The organism is Acinetobacter septicus (assembly GCF_019355975.1).
In the GTDB taxonomy this organism is placed as follows: Bacteria; Pseudomonadota; Gammaproteobacteria; order Pseudomonadales; family Moraxellaceae; genus Acinetobacter; species Acinetobacter ursingii.
This window is the reverse complement of the sequence record NZ_CP079898.1, coordinates 2114119-2132688: the sequence shown is the minus strand read 5'-3', so window position 1 is coordinate 2132688 and position 18570 is coordinate 2114119. Positions and strand designations below refer to the sequence as shown.

15 protein-coding genes, 1 pseudogene and 1 riboswitch are annotated in these 18570 nt (G+C 41.6%); of the genes and pseudogenes, 15 read left to right on the top strand and 1 reads right to left on the bottom strand.

Annotation, left to right across the window (positions count from 1 at the left end):
• Nucleotides 1-24: 24 nt before the first annotated feature.
• A complete protein-coding gene (lpxC, locus tag I6L31_RS10185) occupies nt 25-927 on the top strand; it encodes a UDP-3-O-acyl-N-acetylglucosamine deacetylase (protein WP_004985869.1) in 903 nt (300 codons plus the stop codon).
• Nucleotides 928-1024: 97 nt separating this feature from the next.
• On the opposite strand, the gene I6L31_RS10180 is transcribed toward lpxC, so the two are convergent.
• Nucleotides 1025-1468: a DUF721 domain-containing protein gene (locus tag I6L31_RS10180; RefSeq protein ID WP_005005601.1), complete on the bottom strand. Its 444-nt coding sequence runs from the start codon at nt 1466-1468 to the stop codon at nt 1025-1027.
• 110 nt (nt 1469-1578) lie between these two features.
• Between I6L31_RS10180 and I6L31_RS10175 the strand changes: the two genes are divergently transcribed.
• The 14 genes and pseudogenes from I6L31_RS10175 (at nt 1579) to recJ (ending at nt 18534) form a co-directional block, all read left to right on the top strand.
• Nucleotides 1579-2274, top strand: a complete 696-nt coding sequence (locus I6L31_RS10175; protein WP_004985866.1) for a M23 family metallopeptidase — start codon at nt 1579-1581, stop codon at nt 2272-2274.
• A 245-nt stretch (nt 2275-2519) separates the two neighbouring features.
• A complete protein-coding gene (gene aceE, locus I6L31_RS10170; RefSeq protein ID WP_004985864.1) occupies nt 2520-5234 on the top strand; it encodes a pyruvate dehydrogenase (acetyl-transferring), homodimeric type in 2715 nt (904 codons plus the stop codon).
• Between the two features lie 3 nt (nt 5235-5237).
• Nucleotides 5238-7238 carry a 2-oxo acid dehydrogenase subunit E2 gene (locus tag I6L31_RS10165; RefSeq protein ID WP_004985861.1) on the top strand — a complete coding sequence of 667 codons (2001 nt, stop codon included), beginning with the start codon at nt 5238-5240 and terminating at the stop codon, nt 7236-7238.
• A 244-nt stretch (nt 7239-7482) separates the two neighbouring features.
• Complete coding sequence (locus tag I6L31_RS10160) at nt 7483-7860, top strand: hypothetical protein (RefSeq protein ID WP_004985857.1); 378 nt, start codon at nt 7483-7485, stop codon at nt 7858-7860.
• Nucleotides 7861-7962: 102 nt separating this feature from the next.
• Nucleotides 7963-8087: riboswitch (yybP-ykoY riboswitch) on the top strand.
• 76 nt (nt 8088-8163) lie between these two features.
• Complete coding sequence (locus I6L31_RS10155; protein ID WP_004985854.1) at nt 8164-8739, top strand: TMEM165/GDT1 family protein; 576 nt, start codon at nt 8164-8166, stop codon at nt 8737-8739.
• A 149-nt stretch (nt 8740-8888) separates the two neighbouring features.
• Complete coding sequence (locus I6L31_RS10150) at nt 8889-9689, top strand: oxygen-binding di-iron domain-containing protein (protein WP_004985851.1); 801 nt, start codon at nt 8889-8891, stop codon at nt 9687-9689.
• Nucleotides 9690-9791: 102 nt separating this feature from the next.
• The gene (locus tag I6L31_RS10145) at nt 9792-10808 is read left to right on the top strand and encodes an AI-2E family transporter (protein WP_004985850.1); all 1017 of its coding nucleotides are present in this window, start codon (nt 9792-9794) and stop codon (nt 10806-10808) included.
• Between the two features lie 119 nt (nt 10809-10927).
• A complete protein-coding gene (guaB, locus tag I6L31_RS10140) occupies nt 10928-12394 on the top strand; it encodes an IMP dehydrogenase (RefSeq protein ID WP_004985847.1) in 1467 nt (488 codons plus the stop codon).
• A 121-nt stretch (nt 12395-12515) separates the two neighbouring features.
• A complete protein-coding gene (gene glmM / locus I6L31_RS10135) occupies nt 12516-13853 on the top strand; it encodes a phosphoglucosamine mutase (protein WP_005005603.1) in 1338 nt (445 codons plus the stop codon).
• A 13-nt stretch (nt 13854-13866) separates the two neighbouring features.
• The gene (pdxH, locus tag I6L31_RS10130; protein WP_005005604.1) at nt 13867-14523 is read left to right on the top strand and encodes a pyridoxamine 5'-phosphate oxidase; all 657 of its coding nucleotides are present in this window, start codon (nt 13867-13869) and stop codon (nt 14521-14523) included.
• Nucleotides 14524-14604 (top strand): annotated as a pseudogene (locus I6L31_RS18580) (hypothetical protein); the annotation flags it as partial.
• Between the two features lie 150 nt (nt 14605-14754).
• On the top strand, nt 14755-15837 hold the full coding sequence (locus I6L31_RS10125) for a DNA cytosine methyltransferase (protein WP_005005610.1): 1083 nt from the start codon (nt 14755-14757) through the stop codon (nt 15835-15837).
• Nucleotides 15837-16811: a HaeIII family restriction endonuclease gene (locus tag I6L31_RS10120; RefSeq protein ID WP_005005613.1), complete on the top strand. Its 975-nt coding sequence runs from the start codon at nt 15837-15839 to the stop codon at nt 16809-16811. Before I6L31_RS10125 ends, I6L31_RS10120 begins: the two co-directional genes overlap by 1 nt.
• A gap of 19 nt (nt 16812-16830) precedes the next feature.
• A complete protein-coding gene (gene recJ / locus I6L31_RS10115) occupies nt 16831-18534 on the top strand; it encodes a single-stranded-DNA-specific exonuclease RecJ (RefSeq protein WP_005005615.1) in 1704 nt (567 codons plus the stop codon).
• Nucleotides 18535-18570: the final 36 nt, after the last annotated feature.

Genomic DNA, 18570 nt, shown 5'->3' with positions numbered 1-18570 from the left:
GTTTTAAATTGAAGTTAGAGTAGCATGTTGAAACAACGTACCCTCAAACGTGTGGTGAAAGCCAGTGGAATTGGTCTCCATAGTGGTCAAAAAGTGATGATCAATTTTCTGCCGCATGTTATTGATGGGGGAATCGTGTTTCGTCGGATTGATTTAAATCCACCTGTGGATATTCAGGCCAATGCTTTGCTGATTCAGGAAGCTTTTATGTGCTCTAATCTGGTTCAGGATGACATCAAGGTGGGCACCATTGAACATGTAATGAGTGCAATCGCAGGTTTGGGGATCGATAATCTAATCATTGAAGTATCAGCTTCTGAAGTTCCGATTATGGATGGTAGCGCAGGCCCATTTATTTATCTGCTGATGCAAGGCGAACTCGTCGAGCAAAATGCACCGAAAAAATTTATTAAAATTTTAAAGCCTGTTGAAGCATTAATTGATGATAAACGTGCCAAATTTAGTCCGCACGAAGGCTTCCAACTGAATTTTACCATTGATTTTGATCATCCTGCCTTTGCCAAAGAATATCAATCTGCCACCATCGACTTTTCCACTGAAACCTTTGTCTATGAAGTCAGTGAGGCGCGCACTTTCGGATTTATGAAAGATCTGGATTATCTAAAAGCCAATAATTTAGCGTTAGGTGCAAGTCTGGATAACGCGATTGGGGTGGATGATACGGGTGTCGTGAACGAAGAGGGTTTGCGTTTTTCAGATGAATTTGTCCGTCATAAAATTTTGGATGCAGTCGGTGATTTATATTTAATGGGACATCAAATTATTGCCAAATTTGATGGTTATAAATCAGGTCATGCACTCAACAATCAATTATTACGCAATGTTCAAAGTGATCCAGATAATTACGAAATTGTAACATTTGATAACGAAATAGACTGCCCGATTCCTTATGTAAGTGTGAGCTAAGTCATTGTCTTAGTGGGGTATGTTATATTGTAACTTTGAATTGTGTTAAGTGTGTCACAATATTAATTAAGCACAGTTTTATATTTTGAAATGGTTGTTACTTTTTATTGCTTGCCAAACGTAACAAAGCTTGGCTAAGCTTAGGGTCGTTCACTAATTCAGCAGCACTTCGTAACATTTCTTGGGTGTCTGGTGATAAAGAGGTGACTTCAGTTACATGACTTTGATGCTGATTTTGAGATGTATTTCTTAAACGAAGCTGAAGTTTCTGTAAATCCTGTAGTCCTTCGATTTGAGTGAGCTTAGAAATGTATTGTGTTTGAAGATATCCGAGCTGACTGATCATGGCCTGATTTTCGCCTGTAATCGTCAAAACACCATACTGATAACAGACCACCTGCCATTTTTCTGGTTGCGGCAGTAGGGGCTGAATAAGTTTCGTAAGTCTTTGCCATTGTGCGACTTGCGTTGTAAGAAACGTTAGGTTTCCTGTTTTTATGTGTTTTCTTGTTTGTTGAAACACGTTTTTAGGATCAGTCATCGGGATTGAGTTTTCCTCATCAGATTACGGTCATCTTAAACGTTCATTTCAATAGATATCAAGGACGAGATCACGCAAGAAACTTTTTAAGAACAGTTCAAGAGGTTTTTATGCATTCGAGACGTATACTACTTGCTTTTTCACTGGCAGCTTCTGCTGCATCAGTTGCTTTCGCAGATTATCAAACACTGAATAGCCAGGATGCACCAGACCGCTTAGAAGCATTGTCTCGTACACTTTCGCAAGGCTCTTACACTCATCCTGATGATCTTGACCTACCCGCATCAGCCAAAGTATCGGTGACGCTACGCGAGAAAACAGTTGAATTAAATAACGAATCTCTTGAAAAGAAATATGGGAAAACTGGTAACTCAGCTAGATTCTCAGCTTCAAGTAACAATCCCTATTCTTCATGGTTGATCAAACACCCATTACCTGAGATGACTCGTATTTCATCTGAATACGGTATGCGTACGTTGATGGGCACAACACGTGGACACTCTGGTATTGATTTAGCTGCGCCAAGTGGTACCCCTATTTATGCAACAGGTCCCGGTATCGTGACCAAAGCGGGTTGGGGCACAGGTTATGGTCAATACGTTGAAGTCAATCATGGGAACGGTTATTTGACTCGTTACGCTCATGCATCACGCATCATGGTGCGTGCAGGTGATCAAGTTCAAGCAGGTGAGCATATTGCCAATGTCGGTTGTACTGGACGTTGTACAGGTCCTCATCTACATTTTGAAGTGGTACGTGATGGAGAACGTAAAAATCCATCTAGTTACCTCGCCTTGCTTCCATAATGGCTTTATTGGTCATGCTTACTCCGTGCAATATTTCTATTATTTAAGTTAGCATTAGATTTAAAATATTGTGTATAAAAAATCGCCTATATTGGCGATTTTTTGTTATTTTGAGTAATGAAAAGTCAACAACTATTTATTATCTAAATAATGCTGTCAATCTGTATTCACTGGCATGGCTAACTTGCGCCACCCCAAATATGATAAAAATATGGACTAACCGTAGACTAAGGAAAAGGTGAGTTATGGCGTTTTATGGTGATTCCGACGCACAAGAAACCCAAGAATGGCAAGATGCTTTCGATTCCGTTTTGCAGCATATGGGTACAGAACGTGCTGCTTTTTTACTCGAAAAGCTCTATCAACGCGCAATTGCGAAGCATGTGCCTATTCAGCGCCTAAATACTCCTTACTTAAATACCATTTCAGTAGAAGAACAACCTGCCATGCCAGGCGATCAGGATATGGAGCGTCGTATTCGTGCGCTTATTCGCTGGAATGCATTGGCAATGGTATTACGCGCCAATAAAACCGGTGATGATCTGGGTGGTCACTTGGCCAGTTTTGCATCTTCAGCCACCTTGTATGATGTAGGCTTTAACCATTTTTTCCGTGCCAATAGTGATAGTTTTGGCGGCGACATGATTTATTACCAAGGTCACTGTGCACCTGGTATTTATGCCCGTTCTTTTCTTGAAGGTCGTTTGACTGAAGAACAATTGAGTAACTTCCGCCGTGAAGTGAATGGTAATGGTTTATCTAGCTATCCGCATCCCTATTTGATGCCTGACTATTGGCAGTTCCCAACCGTATCGATGGGCTTGGGACCGATCATGTCGATTTATCAGGCCCATATTCAAAAATACCTGATGAACCGTGGTTTAATTAAAGAAGAAAATCGTAAAGTCTGGGCGTATCTCGGTGATGGTGAAATGGATGAACCTGAAAGTACAGGTGCCATTTCACTGGCAGGTCGTGAAAAACTGGATAACTTGATCTGGGTGGTGAACTGTAACTTACAGCGTCTGGATGGTCCTGTGCGTGGTAATGGTAAAATCATTCAGGAGCTTGAGTCCTTATTCCGTGGCGCGGGCTGGCGTGTGATTAAAGTGGTCTGGGGTCGTCATTGGGATCCGTTATTAGCCAATGACAAATCAGGCGCATTAAAAGCCGTGATGGAAGAAGCGGTTGATGGTGATTATCAGCGTTATCAGGTCAAAGGCGGAGCGTATACACGAGCACACTTCTTTGGTAAATATCCTGAAGCTGAAGAGTTGGTGAAAAACTTAAGCGATGAAGACATTGATAATCTGAATCGTGGTGGTCATGACCCATATAAAGTCTATGCAGCCTATGCTGAAGCCATGAAGAGTACAGGTCAACCAACCGTGATCTTGGCAAAAACCGTAAAAGGTTATGGCTTGTCGGATGAGATCGAAGCGGTGAATAAAACCCATCAGATTAAAAAGATGCACGTTGATTCACTCAAGTATGTACGTGATCGCTTCAATCTGCCATTTACCAACGAGCAACTTGAAGAATTACCGCTATATCGTCCAGCAGAAAACTCGCCAGAGCTTAAATATATGAAGGCGCGTCGTGAAGCATTAGGGGGCTATCTGCCAGCACGTCGTAAAGAGAGTGAAGCGTTAGCCATTCCAGATATTTCAATTTTCGATAGCGTACTCAGCGGCAGTAATGGTAAAGAACAATCAACCACCATGGTGATGGTGCGTTTGATTGCGGCGTTGCTGAAAGAAAAAGCCATTAAAGACCGTGTCGTTCCAATTGTACCTGATGAAGCACGTACCTTTGGTCTGGAAGGCATGTTCCGTCAATTGGGTATTTATGCTGCGCATGGTCAGAAATATACGCCAGAAGACAATGAACAGCTCATGAACTATCGTGAAGCTAAAGATGGTCACATGTTGCAAGAAGGGATCAATGAAGCGGGTGCCATGAGTGCATGGGCTGCTTTGGGCACCAGTTATTCGACCAATAATTTGCCAATGATTCCGATGTATATGTACTACTCGATGTTTGGTTTCCAGCGTATTGGCGATATTGCATGGGCAGCAGGCGATGCACAGGCACAAGGTTTCTTGCTCGGTGCAACAGCAGGTCGTACAACTTTGAACGGCGAAGGTTTACAGCATCAGGATGGTCATTCTCACATTCTGGCCAGTACCATTCCAAACTGCGTAGCTTATGATCCTTGCTTTGGTTATGAGTTGGCTGTGGTGGTGCATGATGGTTTACAGCGTATGTATGTTAATCAGGAACGTGTGTTTTATTACCTCACAGTCATGAATGAAAACTACGAACATCCAGAAATGCCAGTAGGTGCTGAAGAAGGTATCAAGCGTGGGATGTACTTGTTTGAAAAAGATGACAAGGCCACCGTGCAGCTCCTTGGTTCGGGTGTGATTCTGCGTGAAGTGATTAAAGCAGCCAAGATCTTGCGTGAAGAGTATCAGATTCATTCCAATATCTGGAGCGTTACGAGTTTCAATGAGTTAGCTCGTGATGGTATGGCGTGTGATGAATACAACCGCTTGCATCCACTGACTGAAGTCACCAAAGAATCATGGGTGTCTCAGCAGTTACGTGGCACAGATGGTATTGTGGTATCTGCAACCGATCATATGCGTGCCTATAGCGAACAAATTCGCGCTTATCTGCCAGATAACCGTCCTTATGTGACTTTGGGTACAGATGGTTATGGTCGTTCAGATACGCGGGGTAATTTGCGTAGTTACTTTGGCGTTGATGCAGCACACATTGTGGTTGCCACATTGAAAAAACTGGCAGATGAAGGTGAAGTTGAAAACCGTTTGGTGAAAGATGCCATTTCAAGCTTTGAATTGGAAACGGATCGTCCTGTCGCATGGGCACCTCAGGCACATCCTGAAGTTCAGCCTGTTGCAGCTTACCAAGAACAATCAGGTGAGGGGAACTAAGACATGCAAGTGAAAACACCTGATATTGGCGTAGAAAAAGCGACGGTTGCCGAGATTTTAGTCAAGGTTGGCGACCAGATTTCTGAAAATGATAGTCTGATTTTACTTGAATCAGATAAGGCATCTGTTGAAGTTCCAAGCACAGCTTCTGGTGTGGTCAAAAGTATTTTGGTCAATCAGGGTGACGAGGTAACAGAAGGCACTGCTCTCATTGAATTAGAAAGCGGCACCAGTCAAAGTAATGAAGTTGCATCTAAAGAACAGGCACCTGTTCAAGCAGAGGCGGCTCCTAAATCGACGACATCTGAAACCCCAGAACAAGCAGCAACCCAACCAACGGCATCCACTTCATCTGGTGCAACCACTGTGGTTGAGGTGCAAGTGCCAGATATTGGTGTAGAAAAGGCTACAGTTGCGGAACTCTTAGTCAAAGTGGGCGATGAAATTTCAGAAAATGACAGTCTGATTTTGCTTGAGTCCGACAAAGCATCGGTTGAAGTGCCAAGCCCTGTTTCTGGAACCGTTGAAAGTGTTGCAGTGAAAGAGGGTGACAGTGTTAAAGAAGGTGTGCTTTTACTTAAAGTGAAAACACAAGCTGCAAGTGAAGAGACAACTGAACAAACAGCTACGGCAAATGAAAATACCGTAGCGCAACCTGCTGAGACCACTTCAACAAATGTTGAAGATGAAACGGATACACAGGAAACGGTTAGCTCAGGTGAGCAGGAAATTAGCGTACCTGATTTGGGTGTTGATAAAGCCACGGTATCTGAAATTTTAGTACAAGTGGGTGATCATGTAGACGCACAACAAAGTTTGTGTGTAGTTGAATCTGACAAAGCTTCAGTTGAAGTACCCAGCAGTATCGCGGGTGTGGTCAAAGCGATTCATGTCAGTGTTGGACAAGAGGTTAAACAGGGCATTGCGCTGGCAACGATTGAAGGTGAAGCAAAATCAGCGCCTAAAGCCAAAGCGCAAGCTGCTGCACAAACGAGTTCAGTCAAAACCCAAAGTGTTACAAAACCTGCCGAACAACCAAAGGTTGCTGCGGTTGATTCGGCAAGCAAGCTGAGTCAGGCACAAGAAGCTGAAAATGCTAAAGTCTATGCAGGACCTGCGGTGCGTAAGCTTGCACGTGAGCTGGGTGTAATTTTGGCACAGGTCAAAGCATCTGGTGAGCATGGGCGTTTGATGAAAGAAGACATCTATGCCCATGTGAAACAATGTATGACGGCTCCTGCGTCAACGGCAACGACTTCTGCGGCACCTGTTGCTTCTGGATTACCAGCATTGCCAGATTTTACTGCTTTTGGCGGCGGTGAAATCAAAACCATGACGCGTTTACAACAAGTATCTGTGCCGCAATTGTCACTCAATAATTTTATTCCGCAAGTGACTCAGTTTGACTTGGCAGATATTACCGAGCTTGAAGCATGGCGTGGTGAGTTAAAAGATGGCTTTAAAAAGCAAGGCGTGAGTCTGACGATTTTAGCCTTTATTGCGAAAGCAGTTGCACATTTGCTGAAAGAAGAGCCTTACTTTGCTGGACACTTGGCTGATGATCAAAAATCAGTTTTGCTCCGCAATGAAATTCATATGGGGATTGCAGTCGCGACACCTGATGGTTTAACGGTACCTGTGCTGCGTAATCCAGATCAGAAATCGATTAAGCAAATAGCTGTTGAATTAGGTGAACTCAGTCAAAAAGCACGCGATAAGAAATTATCTCCGAAAGACTTACAAGGTGCTAACTTCACCATTACCAGTTTAGGTTCAATTGGTGGAACGGCATTTACGCCATTGGTGAACTGGCCACAAGTCGCGATTTTGGGTATTTCACCTGCAACCATGCAGCCTGTATGGAATGGCAAAGACTTCGATCCGCGCTTAATGTTACCATTATCGTTGTCTTATGATCACCGTGTGATCAATGGCGCAGATGCAGCGCGCTTTACCCATAAGCTGACCAAGTTGCTCAAAGATATTCGCACACTGTTGATTTAAAATCTGTATTGAAGATTGAAAAAAACCTCGCTTTGGCGAGGTTTTTTTATGTTTAGGTCATTTGAACGATCGATATGGTTTTCGATTTTTGTTTACATGAGATCAGTAAATAAACATTTTTTTAGTATGTTTAATACAGGATTGATCTAAACATTACACAGGGATGCACTAACATAAATGATGAGAAGTGACGCAATGAGATGCAATTAAAAAAACACCTTTAAAACAGTCTAGGAGTCAAGTAATGACAAACCAGAATGATCAAAAAAATTTAGAAGTAGATTCTGATCGTTTGCAAAGCAACAAGATTAAAGCCAACGATTTGGATGTCAATATTTTGGAAAATGATGAATTTTCATCACAGCAACTCGAAGGTTTAACCGATAGTGCTGAACTAGATGAAGAGTTTAAGCAGGAGAAAAAAATGAAATCAAACCAAGATTCTAATCAATCAAGTGAACAAACAGATACTGGTCAGGATGACAGTCAGGGCAATCAAGCGATACGTGAAGCTGTGGAAAAAATTGATGCAGAGCAATTAGAGGAAAATTTAAAAGATCGTCATCCAGAGCATCCTAGTCCAAATCCTGCTCCATTTATATCGCGAGATGAGGAGAAATAGATCGAATCAAGTCAAAAAATTTGATTTTGTATTCAAAAGGATTTGTGCGGCATTAAAAATCTATTCAAAATAATATGAATTATTTTCTTAATTTGATATGATAAGGCTACTTCATTGGGGAGTAGCCTCCAGTTACGCAAAGTAATTGGGTGATGATCAACATAATTGTTCCACCGAACATGGTCATCATAGCTTGAACGTTTGCGCGTTCTTTAGTTGGCAAGACCTTTGATTTATCGTTCTGCACTTTTTGGCTAGCAGGGGCGATAGGTCATAGGTATATATGCTAGCCAGAGAACAGATATGCAAGAATTCCTGATTTCGACTTCTGTTGTTGCCCTTGCTGAAATGGGCGACAAAACCCAGCTTCTCGCGCTTTTACTCGCTGCCCGGTTCCGCAAACCTGTTCCTATTCTGATTGCAATCTTGTTGGCAACGACCATCAACCACGGTTTATCTGCGGTGTTGGGTCAATGGCTCACTACAGTCTTAAACCCAACGGTGATGGTATGGGTGTTGGCGATTGGTTTTATTGGAATGGCACTCTGGATGTTAATTCCGGATAAACTGGATGATGAAACCGATAGTATTAATAAATGGCAACGTTTTGGTGTGTTTGGCGCCACCTTTATCTTATTTTTTCTGGCTGAAATTGGAGATAAAACACAAATTGCGACAGTCGCTTTAGCCGCCCGTTTCGATAGCGTATTTTGGGTGATGCTGGGTACGACCGTGGGTATGATGATTGCCAATGCGCCAGCGGTATTTATAGGCAACAAAATGGCAGATCGTTTGCCAATCTCGCTGATTCATAAAATTGGTGCCGCGATTTTTCTGATCGTCGGTATTTCAACCTTGGTTCAGCATTATTTCTTTTAAAACAAATATAAATGATCAAGCATCTGTTCGCAGGTGCTTTTTTATGCCTAATTCCCAGTCCTAAACAAGTCATAATTTTATCGCAATTAGAATCCCATTGTTTTATTATGGAATTAAACTAAAATTTATCTTAATTGGGGAATTGGGGTATGACATTTGAACATACAACTTCACAAGTGTTATTTGATCGTGATGGGCATCGGTGTATTCGCTTTAGTAGCTTAGTCAAAGGTGAAGGGGTACAGGCAAATCAATTTTTGATTATTGATCAACAACGCGCCGCTGTCTTGGATCCTGGTGGCGATTTGACCTATATGCCATTAACCATGGAACTGAATAAATATACCCGTCTGGAAAATCTGGACTATGTCATGGCTTCGCATCAGGATCCAGATATTATTACCTCTATGCCTCGTTGGCTGGTCTATACGAATGCCAAAGTGGTGGCTTCAAAACTTTGGGCACGATTTTTACCGCATTTAAGTTCAACGTTTATGAGTGAACGGATGAAAGGGCACTGGCTAGATCGGCTGATTGAATTGCCTGATGAGGGGCAAGTGTTGCCTTTGGGGAATAGTCATATTGTGGTGGTGCCAGGACATTTTTTACATTCTGTGGGTAACTTCCAGTTTTATGATCCTATCTCGAAAATTCTATTTTCAGGTGATATGGGCGCTTCGATGGTGGAGGATGCTGCAAAATCGATAGAAAATTTTGCTGAACATATTCCAAACATGAAAGGTTTTCATCAGCGTTATATGTGTTCTAATCGCGTCATTCGCCTATGGGTCAATATGGTTCGTCAGATGGATGTCGAAATGATCGTGCCTCAACACGGAACAGCATTTGTTGGAAAGGCACAGGTTCATGCATTTTTGGACTGGATAGAAGACTTACCCTGTGGGATTGATCTTATGGATCAGACCAATTTTGCATATCCTGTTAAATGATCAATTCATAACAGATTTTGATAGTGACTCTGTTTTAAAATAGCAGTAAGGTTAAGCGATCTTATTGTTATTTTACTTTTTACAATAATAAAGGAAAACAGAATGACACTATTGAATGAGCGACAAAGCCAGATCGCCAGCTATATCATTATGACTGTTGCATTACTCATTCTGATTCCATTACATCTATTGGTGGCTTTTTTATCTGGTTTCTTGGTTTATGCGCTTCTCACCAAACTAAGTCCGTATGCTGAAAAGTTTTCCAGTGGCAAATATGGGCGAATTATTGCAGTTGCCATTTTTAATATCGTGGTGATCAGTATTTTGGTGTTTCTGGTTTTTGGTTCTATTGCGTATGTGGTGCATGATCTGAAAGACGGTGGACTGGTCACCATGAGCCGAAATCTGGACACTCTACTTGAACGCTTTCAACAGGAGTTTGGTCAATATTTTTCAGGTTATATTCCTGAAAGTCTGGATGATATGAAGCAGTACGCCTTTGAGTGGCTGAAAAATCATGTGGAGACCTTACAACATGCAGGCACAGACGCTTTACATGCCTTTGTAACCATGATTATCGGGATGATTTTAGGGGCTTTGGTTTCTTTAAGTCCCATTGAAGACAGTGAAAACGTACCCAGCTTTAAGCACCAATGTCTACAACGTTTAAACGTACTCTATACTGCTTTTAAAAATGTAGTGTTTGCTCAAATTAAAATTTCAATTGTGAATACTGTTTTGGCAGGTATATTTATTTTAGCGGTTTTACCCTTACTCGGTATGCATTTACCTTTTGCCAAAACACTGGTGATTTTAACCTTTATTTTTGGACTGATTCCTGTTGTCGGAAATTTGATTTCAAATACATTGGTCATACTCTCTGCCATTAGTATTTCGTTTACCGCTGCCACGATGGCCTTTATCTATTTGGTATCGATCCATAAGCTTGAATACTTTTTAAATGCCAAAATTATAGGCCAACGCATCAATGCCAATGCATGGGAACTCTTGATTGCAATGTTATTTTTTCAGGCGGTCTTTGGTCTGGCTGGTTTGATCGTTGCTCCTATTTATTATTCTTATTTTAAAAATGAAATGAAACAGGCGGGACTCATTTAGCGCGAGTTTATTCAATTTAAACTCAAAACAACGATGTCATAAAATTTCCCATAATAAAAAATGAAATTTAATGGCAAATTTGTTTATAATAGCGCACGGAAACTACCAGTGAGATTGTTATGCTGACCATCGTTCAAGAAGCGTTAACCTTCGATGATGTCTTATTACTCCCTGCCTACTCTACAGTTCTTCCAAAAGATGTCTCCTTAAAGACACGTTTGACCCGCGGTATTCAACTTAATATTCCTCTTGTTTCGGCTGCAATGGATACCGTGACTGAGTCACGTATGGCGATTGCTATGGCTCAAAACGGTGGTATTGGTATTTTGCATAAAAATATGGATATTGCCGCGCAAGCAGCAGAAGTGCGTCGTGTCAAAAAATTTGAAGCAGGCATGGTGAAAGACCCGATTACGGTGACCCCTGAAACGACAGTAGGTGAACTGATTGCCATTACCCAGGCCAATAATATTAGTGGCGTACCTGTGGTCAAAGATGGCAAAGTGGTTGGGATTGTGACAGGGCGTGACACACGTTTTGAAACGAACTTAAATCAGCCGGTTAGCAATATCATGACCCCCCAAGACCGTTTAGTGACGGTGAAAGAGGGCGAATCTAAAGAAAATATTCAAGCTTTATTGCAAAAACATCGTATTGAAAAAGTATTGGTGGTGGATGACAGCCATGCCTTGAAAGGCTTAATTACGGTGACTGACTTCCGTAAAGCTGAACTGTATCCAAATGCATGTAAAGATGAATTAGGTCGTTTACGCGTGGGTGCTGCGGTAGGTACAGGTGCTGAAACTCCAGCACGTGTAGAAGCGCTAGTTGAAGCAGGGGCCGATGTGATCGTGGTGGATACTGCGCATGGCCATTCTGCGGGCGTGATTGAGCGTGTGCGTTGGGTGAAACAAAACTATCCGCAGGTTCAGGTCATTGGTGGCAATATCGCAACAGGTGATGCGGCTTTAGCGTTGCTCGATGCAGGTGCGGATGCAGTGAAGGTCGGGATTGGACCAGGTTCGATTTGTACCACACGTATCGTTGCGGGTATCGGTGTTCCACAGATTTCAGCGATTGATAATGTCGCTTCTGCACTGAAAGAACAAATTCCATTGATCGCTGATGGCGGTATTCGCTATTCAGGTGACTTGGCAAAAGCCATTGCTGCGGGTGCCAGTACGATTATGGTCGGTTCACTCATGGCGGGTACCGAAGAAGCACCGGGTGAAGTTGAATTTTTCCAAGGGCGTTACTATAAAGCGTATCGTGGGATGGGCTCATTAGGTGCAATGTCTGGCGCGACTGGTTCATCGGATCGTTATTTTCAGGATGCCAAAGCGGGTGTTGAAAAATTGGTACCAGAAGGTATCGAAGGTCGTGTTCCTTATAAAGGTCCAATGAGTGCGATAGTGCATCAAATGATGGGTGGTTTACGTTCATCGATGGGCTACACAGGTTCTGCCAATATTGAAGAGATGCGTCAGAATACCAAGTTTGTGAAAATTACCTCTGCGGGGATGCAAGAGTCACATGTGCATGACGTGACCATTACCAAAGAAGCCCCGAATTATCGGGTGGGTTAAATTTCACCATCGCTACACATGAAAATGCCGTCAGTTCACTGACGGCATTTTTGTTTTGGTGTAAAGTAAACACAATGAGAGAAAGGCTGTGATCGAGCAGTCCATAATAAGTGAGTAGAACATGAGTTATTTTGGAACAGATGGCATTCGTGGAAAATTTGGAGAAATGCCGATTACCCCTGAGTTTGCACTCAAACTAGGATTTGCCGCAGGTAAGGTTCTGGTACGCACCAATCCTAAAGCCAAACCATTGGTAGTATTAGGCAAAGATACACGACTGTCAGGATATATTCTGGAAGCCGCTTTACAGGCAGGTCTGAATGCGGCTGGGGTGTATGTGCACTTATTAGGGCCATTGCCAACGCCTGCGATTGCTCACTTAACGCGTGCTTTACATGCACACGCGGGGATTGTGATTTCAGCATCGCATAATCCTTATTATGATAATGGTATTAAGTTTTTTTCCAGTGAAGGCAAAAAATTACCTGATCATTTACAGGAACAAATCAATCAAGAATTAGAGCATGACATCCAGATCGAAAATACCGCCAATCTGGGGAAAAGCGTTCGGGTTAAAGATGCCAATGGACGTTATATCGAATTTTGTAAATCGACGTTTCCCTATCATTTTGACCTGCGTAATTTAAAAATTGTGGTGGATTGTGCCAATGGTGCAGCTTATAGCGTCGGGCCAGCGGTGTTTCGTGAATTGGGCGCCAAAGTCGTGGCCTTATACAACGAACCAAATGGTCTAAATATCAATGAACATTGTGGTTCGACCCATCCAGAACAGTTACAAAAAGCAGTGCTAGAGCATCAAGCCGATCTTGGCATTGCTTTTGATGGCGATGCGGATCGTGTGATTATGGTGGATCAATTTGGTCATCAGGTTGATGGCGATCATATTTTGTATATTTTGGCGACTCAGGCCAACAACAAGCCTGCGGGTATTGTGGGAACAGTCATGAGCAATATGGCGCTGGAATTGGCGCTGGAAGCAGCACAAGTGCCATTCGTTCGTGCCAAAGTGGGTGACCGCTATGTGCTGCAAGCGCTTGAGGAAAATAATTGGGTGATTGGTGGGGAACCATCAGGTCATGTTTTAACTTTAGATAAAAGTACTACGGGTGATGCAATTATTGCGGCATTGCAAGTGCTGACCGTGATGGTTGAACAAGAAAAAGCGCTGCATGAATTGGTCGCTGACTTTAAACTATTTCCACAAGTCTTGGTCAATGTTCGTCTTGATCAAATGATCGATCCGTATGCGGTACCTGCTTTGGTGGCAGAGTTTGAAAAAGCCGAAGCACAACTGAAAGGTCGTGGTCGTTTATTGATTCGTAAATCAGGCACAGAACCAGTCATTCGAGTGATGGTCGAAGGTGATCAACAAGAAGAAGTGACAGCGCTTGCCAATCATTTGGCTGAAGCTGTGCGTTTTCACGCCACTGCTGCATGAAAGGGGAAATCATATGAGTGACCTGATTAAAGACCTGAGTGAATTACGTCTCAGTTATGAAAAAGGTGAGCTGTATGAAAATCAAGTCAGTCCAAATCCTCATGAGCAATTTTTACAGTGGTTTAATTACGCACTAGAAGCAAAAGTTCATGAGCCGTATGCCATGTCGGTGGCAACCTGTAATGTTCAAGGTCGCCCACATGTACGGACGCTGTTGCTGCGTGGTGCAACAGAAGCTGGTTATGATTTTTATACCAACTATGACAGTCAAAAAGGACAGGATTTAGCTGAAAATCCTTATGTCGAGCTGATGTTTTATTGGCATGATCTGGAACGACAGATTCGGATTGGTGGTCAAGTTAATAAAATCCCTGAACTTGAAGCGATTGATTACTATCATAAGCGTCCACGTGATAGCCAGATTGCGGCACACATTAGTACGCCACAAAGTGGTGTCATTGAAAGTCGTGATGTGTTGGTGCAGCGTTTTAATCAGCTCCATGGTCAGGTGGGTGACAAAGCTGAATTGCCTAAACCCGAGTTTTGGGGGGGATATCGCCTACAGCCTGATTATTATGAATTTTGGCAAGGTCGACCCAACCGTTTACATGACCGACTCAGTTATGCGAAAGTGGATGGTACATGGAAGTTACAGCGTTTAATGCCTTAGATGATCCGATTTCAAATTAGACAACGCCCTTTATTGACACATCCTGAACAGTTTCAGGGTGTGCCGACTTTTATTGCTCAGAATTGGGTTGTCTGATTATTTTTTAAAGCTATTGATGTAAGTTTTTAGTATTAAACGACGTTCTCTGTCGCAATGATTTCAGTTTTAAATTGCAATTTGGCAATAATGGTTAGATCATTACTCAAGTTGTTCAGTATAAAGTATCAGTTTATGAAAGTCGTATCGTTTTTTGCAGGAGCTGGTGGTCTGGATTTGGGTTTTGAGCAAGCTGGCTTTGATGTAGTTTGGGCGAATGAATATGATAAAGAAATTTGGTCAACCTACGAGCTAAATCATAAGAATACAATTTTAGATAAGAGAAGCATCGTTGATATTTCATCAGATGAAGTACCTGATTGTGATGGAATCATTGGTGGTCCACCTTGTCAGAGTTGGTCAGAAGCTGGGTCAAAACGTGGTATTACGGACAAAAGAGGACAGCTTTTTTATGAATTTATGAGAATTCTTGCTGACAAAAAACCAAAATTCTTTCTAGCAGAGAATGTTTCCGGAATGTTATTACCTGCACACAAAGAAGCTTTGGAACATATCAAACAAATGTTCCAAGAGATTGGGTATAAACTTTCTTTTGAGCTTTTGAATGTTGCAGATTTTGGTGTTCCCCAAGATAGAAAGCGAGTTTTTTTTGTAGGTTATAGAGAAGATTTAGGTAAGAGATTTGAGTTTCCTAAACCAATAACACCTATTGATAAAATTACATTAGCACAAGCAATTGGTGATTTAAGTGAAAATGTCTTACCAGCGAAAGATGGAAACCTCACGAATGGAGCTGATTGTAAAGTCCTAAATCATGAATATATGACTGGTGGATTTTCATCCATTTATATGTCAAGAAATAGAGTTAGATCATGGGATGAGGTTTCTTTTACAATTCAAGCTGGTGGTCGGCATGCTCCATTGCATCCACAAGCGCCTAAGATGAAGTTTGTAGAGCAAAATATCCGTGAATTTATAAAAGGACAAGAGCATCTGTATCGCAGATTAAGTATTCGTGAATGTGCAAGAATTCAAACATTTCCAGATAATTTTTTCTTTGATTACAAAAAAGTTAGTGCTGCCTATAAAATGATTGGAAATGCTGTTCCAGTAAAAATGGGAAAAACCTTAGCAGAAAAAATTTATAGTGATTTAAATGCAATAAAGATATCAACTAATAGGACGTTTTCTGAAGAAGTTAATGGGGCTGTTGTAAAAGAAAAATTAAGTGAGATTGTAAACAGGATGTCTGCATAATGGTGAAAGTGGCAAAGCAAACAATTAATGGCAAAGCTTTTGAATATGCGGTATTACTTGAATTTCAAGCTCGTTTGACATCTCTTGTTTCAGTAATAGAGATTATTGAGAATGAACCATATAACACAGCATTGAATTGTTTTAATAGTTTCCTTGAAGCTGAACAAGATAAATTTAGATTGATTGCAAGTTTTGCTATTAATTATTTGATTGATCTAGAGCCACGTCTATCTAATCAAATTGATATAAAGGATGTATTACAATTAGAAATTGTTGCTGATAAGGCTGGGGAGTCAGGAGATGTCCGTGATGTTTTGGCATTACGTTCTTCACAAAATTGGGAAATTGGTATATCCGCAAAGAATAATCATAGAGCAGTAAAACATTCTCGTTTATCCAATGATATTGATTTTGGTCAGAAATGGTTAGGTTTATCTTGTACTAATACTTATTTTAGTAAAATCAAACCAATCTTTGATCATCTAGCTCAAATCAAGAAAACTAGTAAATCAACCCAAAAATGGGAAACGTTAGGAGATTATCATAGTTCTGTATATATACCAGTTTTGGATGCTTTTAAAGAAGAGTTAATTCGTCTAGACAAGGAAAATCCCGGGATTGTTGCCGCAAGATTGGTAGAGTATTTGATAGGCAATAAAGATTTTTATAAAGTTATTAAGGGAAGTAATAAGGTTGAAATTCAATCTTATAACTTGCATGGTACGTTGAATCTACCATTCAAAAGTATTAAGCCTAAAGCTAGAGTTCCAAAACTTAAACTCCCAAATAGATTAATAGAAGTTGTATATAAAGAAAATTCACATACAACCTTACTAGTCACATTAAATGAAGGATGGCAAATTTCTTTTAGAATTCATAATGCAAGTTCAAGAATTGAGCCCTCATTAAAGTTTGATATTAATTTGGTTTCAGCGCCCCATTCTCTTCATGTAACTCAATTATTTGTAAGTTAAAAGTCGACAAATATTGTAAATGACCCAATTTCAAATTAAACAACGCCCTTTATTGACACATCCTGAACAGTTTCAGGGTGTGCCGACTTTTATTGCTGAAATTCTGGCACGTCGTGGGGTCAATTCAAATGATGAGCTTGATTTAAAACTTAAACATTTGCTTGCGCCGCAGTTGAAAGATCTGGACAAAGCGATTCAATTGATTGATCAGGCGATTGATCAGCAACAAAAGATCGTGATTGTCGGGGATTATGATGCAGATGGTGCCACCAGTACGGCATTAATGATCTTGGTACTGCGTGATATGGGCGCAAAAGTTGAATATCTCGTTCCTGACCGCTTTAAATATGGCTATGGCTTAACGCCTGCCATTGCAGAGTTGGCAGATCACACTTTTCGGCCAGATTTATTGATTACGGTAGACAATGGGATTTCCAGTCATGCAGGTGTTGAGCGTTGTCATGAATTAGGCATGCAGGTCATTATCACCGACCACCATCTAACCACCAAAGCTACGCCACAGGCTGAAGCCGTGGTCAATCCCAACCAACTAGGCTGTGAATTTCCAAGTAAGGCATTGGCGGGTGTCGGTGTGGCTTTTTATTTACTGGCAAATCTAGCGACCTACCGCAGCAAGCTGAATAAAAGCAGTTCTAAAATAAGTCAATATCTGGATTTGGTGGCACTCGGAACCTATGCAGATGTGGCGAGTCTGGATTATAACAACCGAATTTTAGTCGATGCAGGTCTAAAGCGGATTCAGCAACAACAATGTCGTCTAGGCATATTGGCTTTGCTAGAAATCGCGAAACGTGATGCAGCCAGTTTAAAAGCGCAGGATTTGGGTTTTGTCCTCGGCCCACGCATCAATGCCGCTGGACGCATGGACAGTATGAATATCGGCATTGAATGTTTATTGGCAGATGATTATGCCAAGGCTTATCAGATTGCAGTACAACTGAATCAGCTCAATGTTGAACGCCGTCAAGTTGAAACCAGTATGAAGCAACAGGCTCTCAGTTATCTGGAGCAGCTTCAACTGGAGACAGAGAGCATTCCTTCTGCCTTAGTCTTATTCGAACAAAGTTGGCATCAGGGGGTGATCGGGATTGTGGCGGGTCGTTTAAAAGAACAATTTCATCGTCCCAGTATTGTCTTTGCGCCAGATGAAGATGGGCAGCATATTAAGGGGTCGGCACGTTCTATTGATGGTATTCATATCCGTGATGCAATTGAACGTGTGGCGGAGCGCCATCCAGAGTTAATTAGTCATTTTGGTGGTCATGCTGCGGCAGCGGGTTTAACTTTGCATAAAGATCATTTTGAGGCATTTAAACAACATTTCACCGATTTGCTCGCGGATATGGATCAGGAATTATTTCAGGCCACATTATGGACAGATGGTCATTTGCCGCATCACGCTTTTGATCTGGAAACACTGAGTCAGATCGAACAGCTCGGACCGTGGGGACATAAATTTCCCTTACCTCAGTTTGAAGGGGAGTTTGGAGTACTTGATTATCGCTGGCTCAAAGAGAGTCATTTGAAGCTTAAACTGGCTTTGGATCATGGTGCAACAGTGGATGCTATTGCCTTTAATGCAAAAGATAAATTTGAATTCAATCCAATGAAAGAAAGTGTACGGCTGGTGTATGAACTGGAGCGCAATCAATTTAATGGTTCGGTCAGCTTACAGCTACGGATTATTTATTTAGAACAATAATTGAATTTAGAAAACAACATAAAAGTAGGCTAAATA

What these genes read in the sequence shown, in the direction of transcription:
- lpxC (WP_004985869.1), top strand. Translation starts at nt 25, where the DNA reads ATGTTGAAACAACGTACCCTCAAACGTGTGGTGAAAGCCAGTGGAATT.
- I6L31_RS10180 (WP_005005601.1), bottom strand. Translation starts at nt 1,468, where the DNA reads ATGACTGATCCTAAAAACGTGTTTCAACAAACAAGAAAACACATAAAA.
- I6L31_RS10175 (WP_004985866.1), top strand. Translation starts at nt 1,579, where the DNA reads ATGCATTCGAGACGTATACTACTTGCTTTTTCACTGGCAGCTTCTGCT.
- aceE (WP_004985864.1), top strand. Translation starts at nt 2,520, where the DNA reads ATGGCGTTTTATGGTGATTCCGACGCACAAGAAACCCAAGAATGGCAA.
- I6L31_RS10165 (WP_004985861.1), top strand. Translation starts at nt 5,238, where the DNA reads ATGCAAGTGAAAACACCTGATATTGGCGTAGAAAAAGCGACGGTTGCC.
- I6L31_RS10160 (WP_004985857.1), top strand. Translation starts at nt 7,483, where the DNA reads ATGACAAACCAGAATGATCAAAAAAATTTAGAAGTAGATTCTGATCGT.
- I6L31_RS10155 (WP_004985854.1), top strand. Translation starts at nt 8,164, where the DNA reads ATGCAAGAATTCCTGATTTCGACTTCTGTTGTTGCCCTTGCTGAAATG.
- I6L31_RS10150 (WP_004985851.1), top strand. Translation starts at nt 8,889, where the DNA reads ATGACATTTGAACATACAACTTCACAAGTGTTATTTGATCGTGATGGG.
- I6L31_RS10145 (WP_004985850.1), top strand. Translation starts at nt 9,792, where the DNA reads ATGACACTATTGAATGAGCGACAAAGCCAGATCGCCAGCTATATCATT.
- guaB (WP_004985847.1), top strand. Translation starts at nt 10,928, where the DNA reads ATGCTGACCATCGTTCAAGAAGCGTTAACCTTCGATGATGTCTTATTA.
- glmM (WP_005005603.1), top strand. Translation starts at nt 12,516, where the DNA reads ATGAGTTATTTTGGAACAGATGGCATTCGTGGAAAATTTGGAGAAATG.
- pdxH (WP_005005604.1), top strand. Translation starts at nt 13,867, where the DNA reads ATGAGTGACCTGATTAAAGACCTGAGTGAATTACGTCTCAGTTATGAA.
- I6L31_RS10125 (WP_005005610.1), top strand. Translation starts at nt 14,755, where the DNA reads ATGAAAGTCGTATCGTTTTTTGCAGGAGCTGGTGGTCTGGATTTGGGT.
- I6L31_RS10120 (WP_005005613.1), top strand. Translation starts at nt 15,837, where the DNA reads ATGGTGAAAGTGGCAAAGCAAACAATTAATGGCAAAGCTTTTGAATAT.
- recJ (WP_005005615.1), top strand. Translation starts at nt 16,831, where the DNA reads ATGACCCAATTTCAAATTAAACAACGCCCTTTATTGACACATCCTGAA.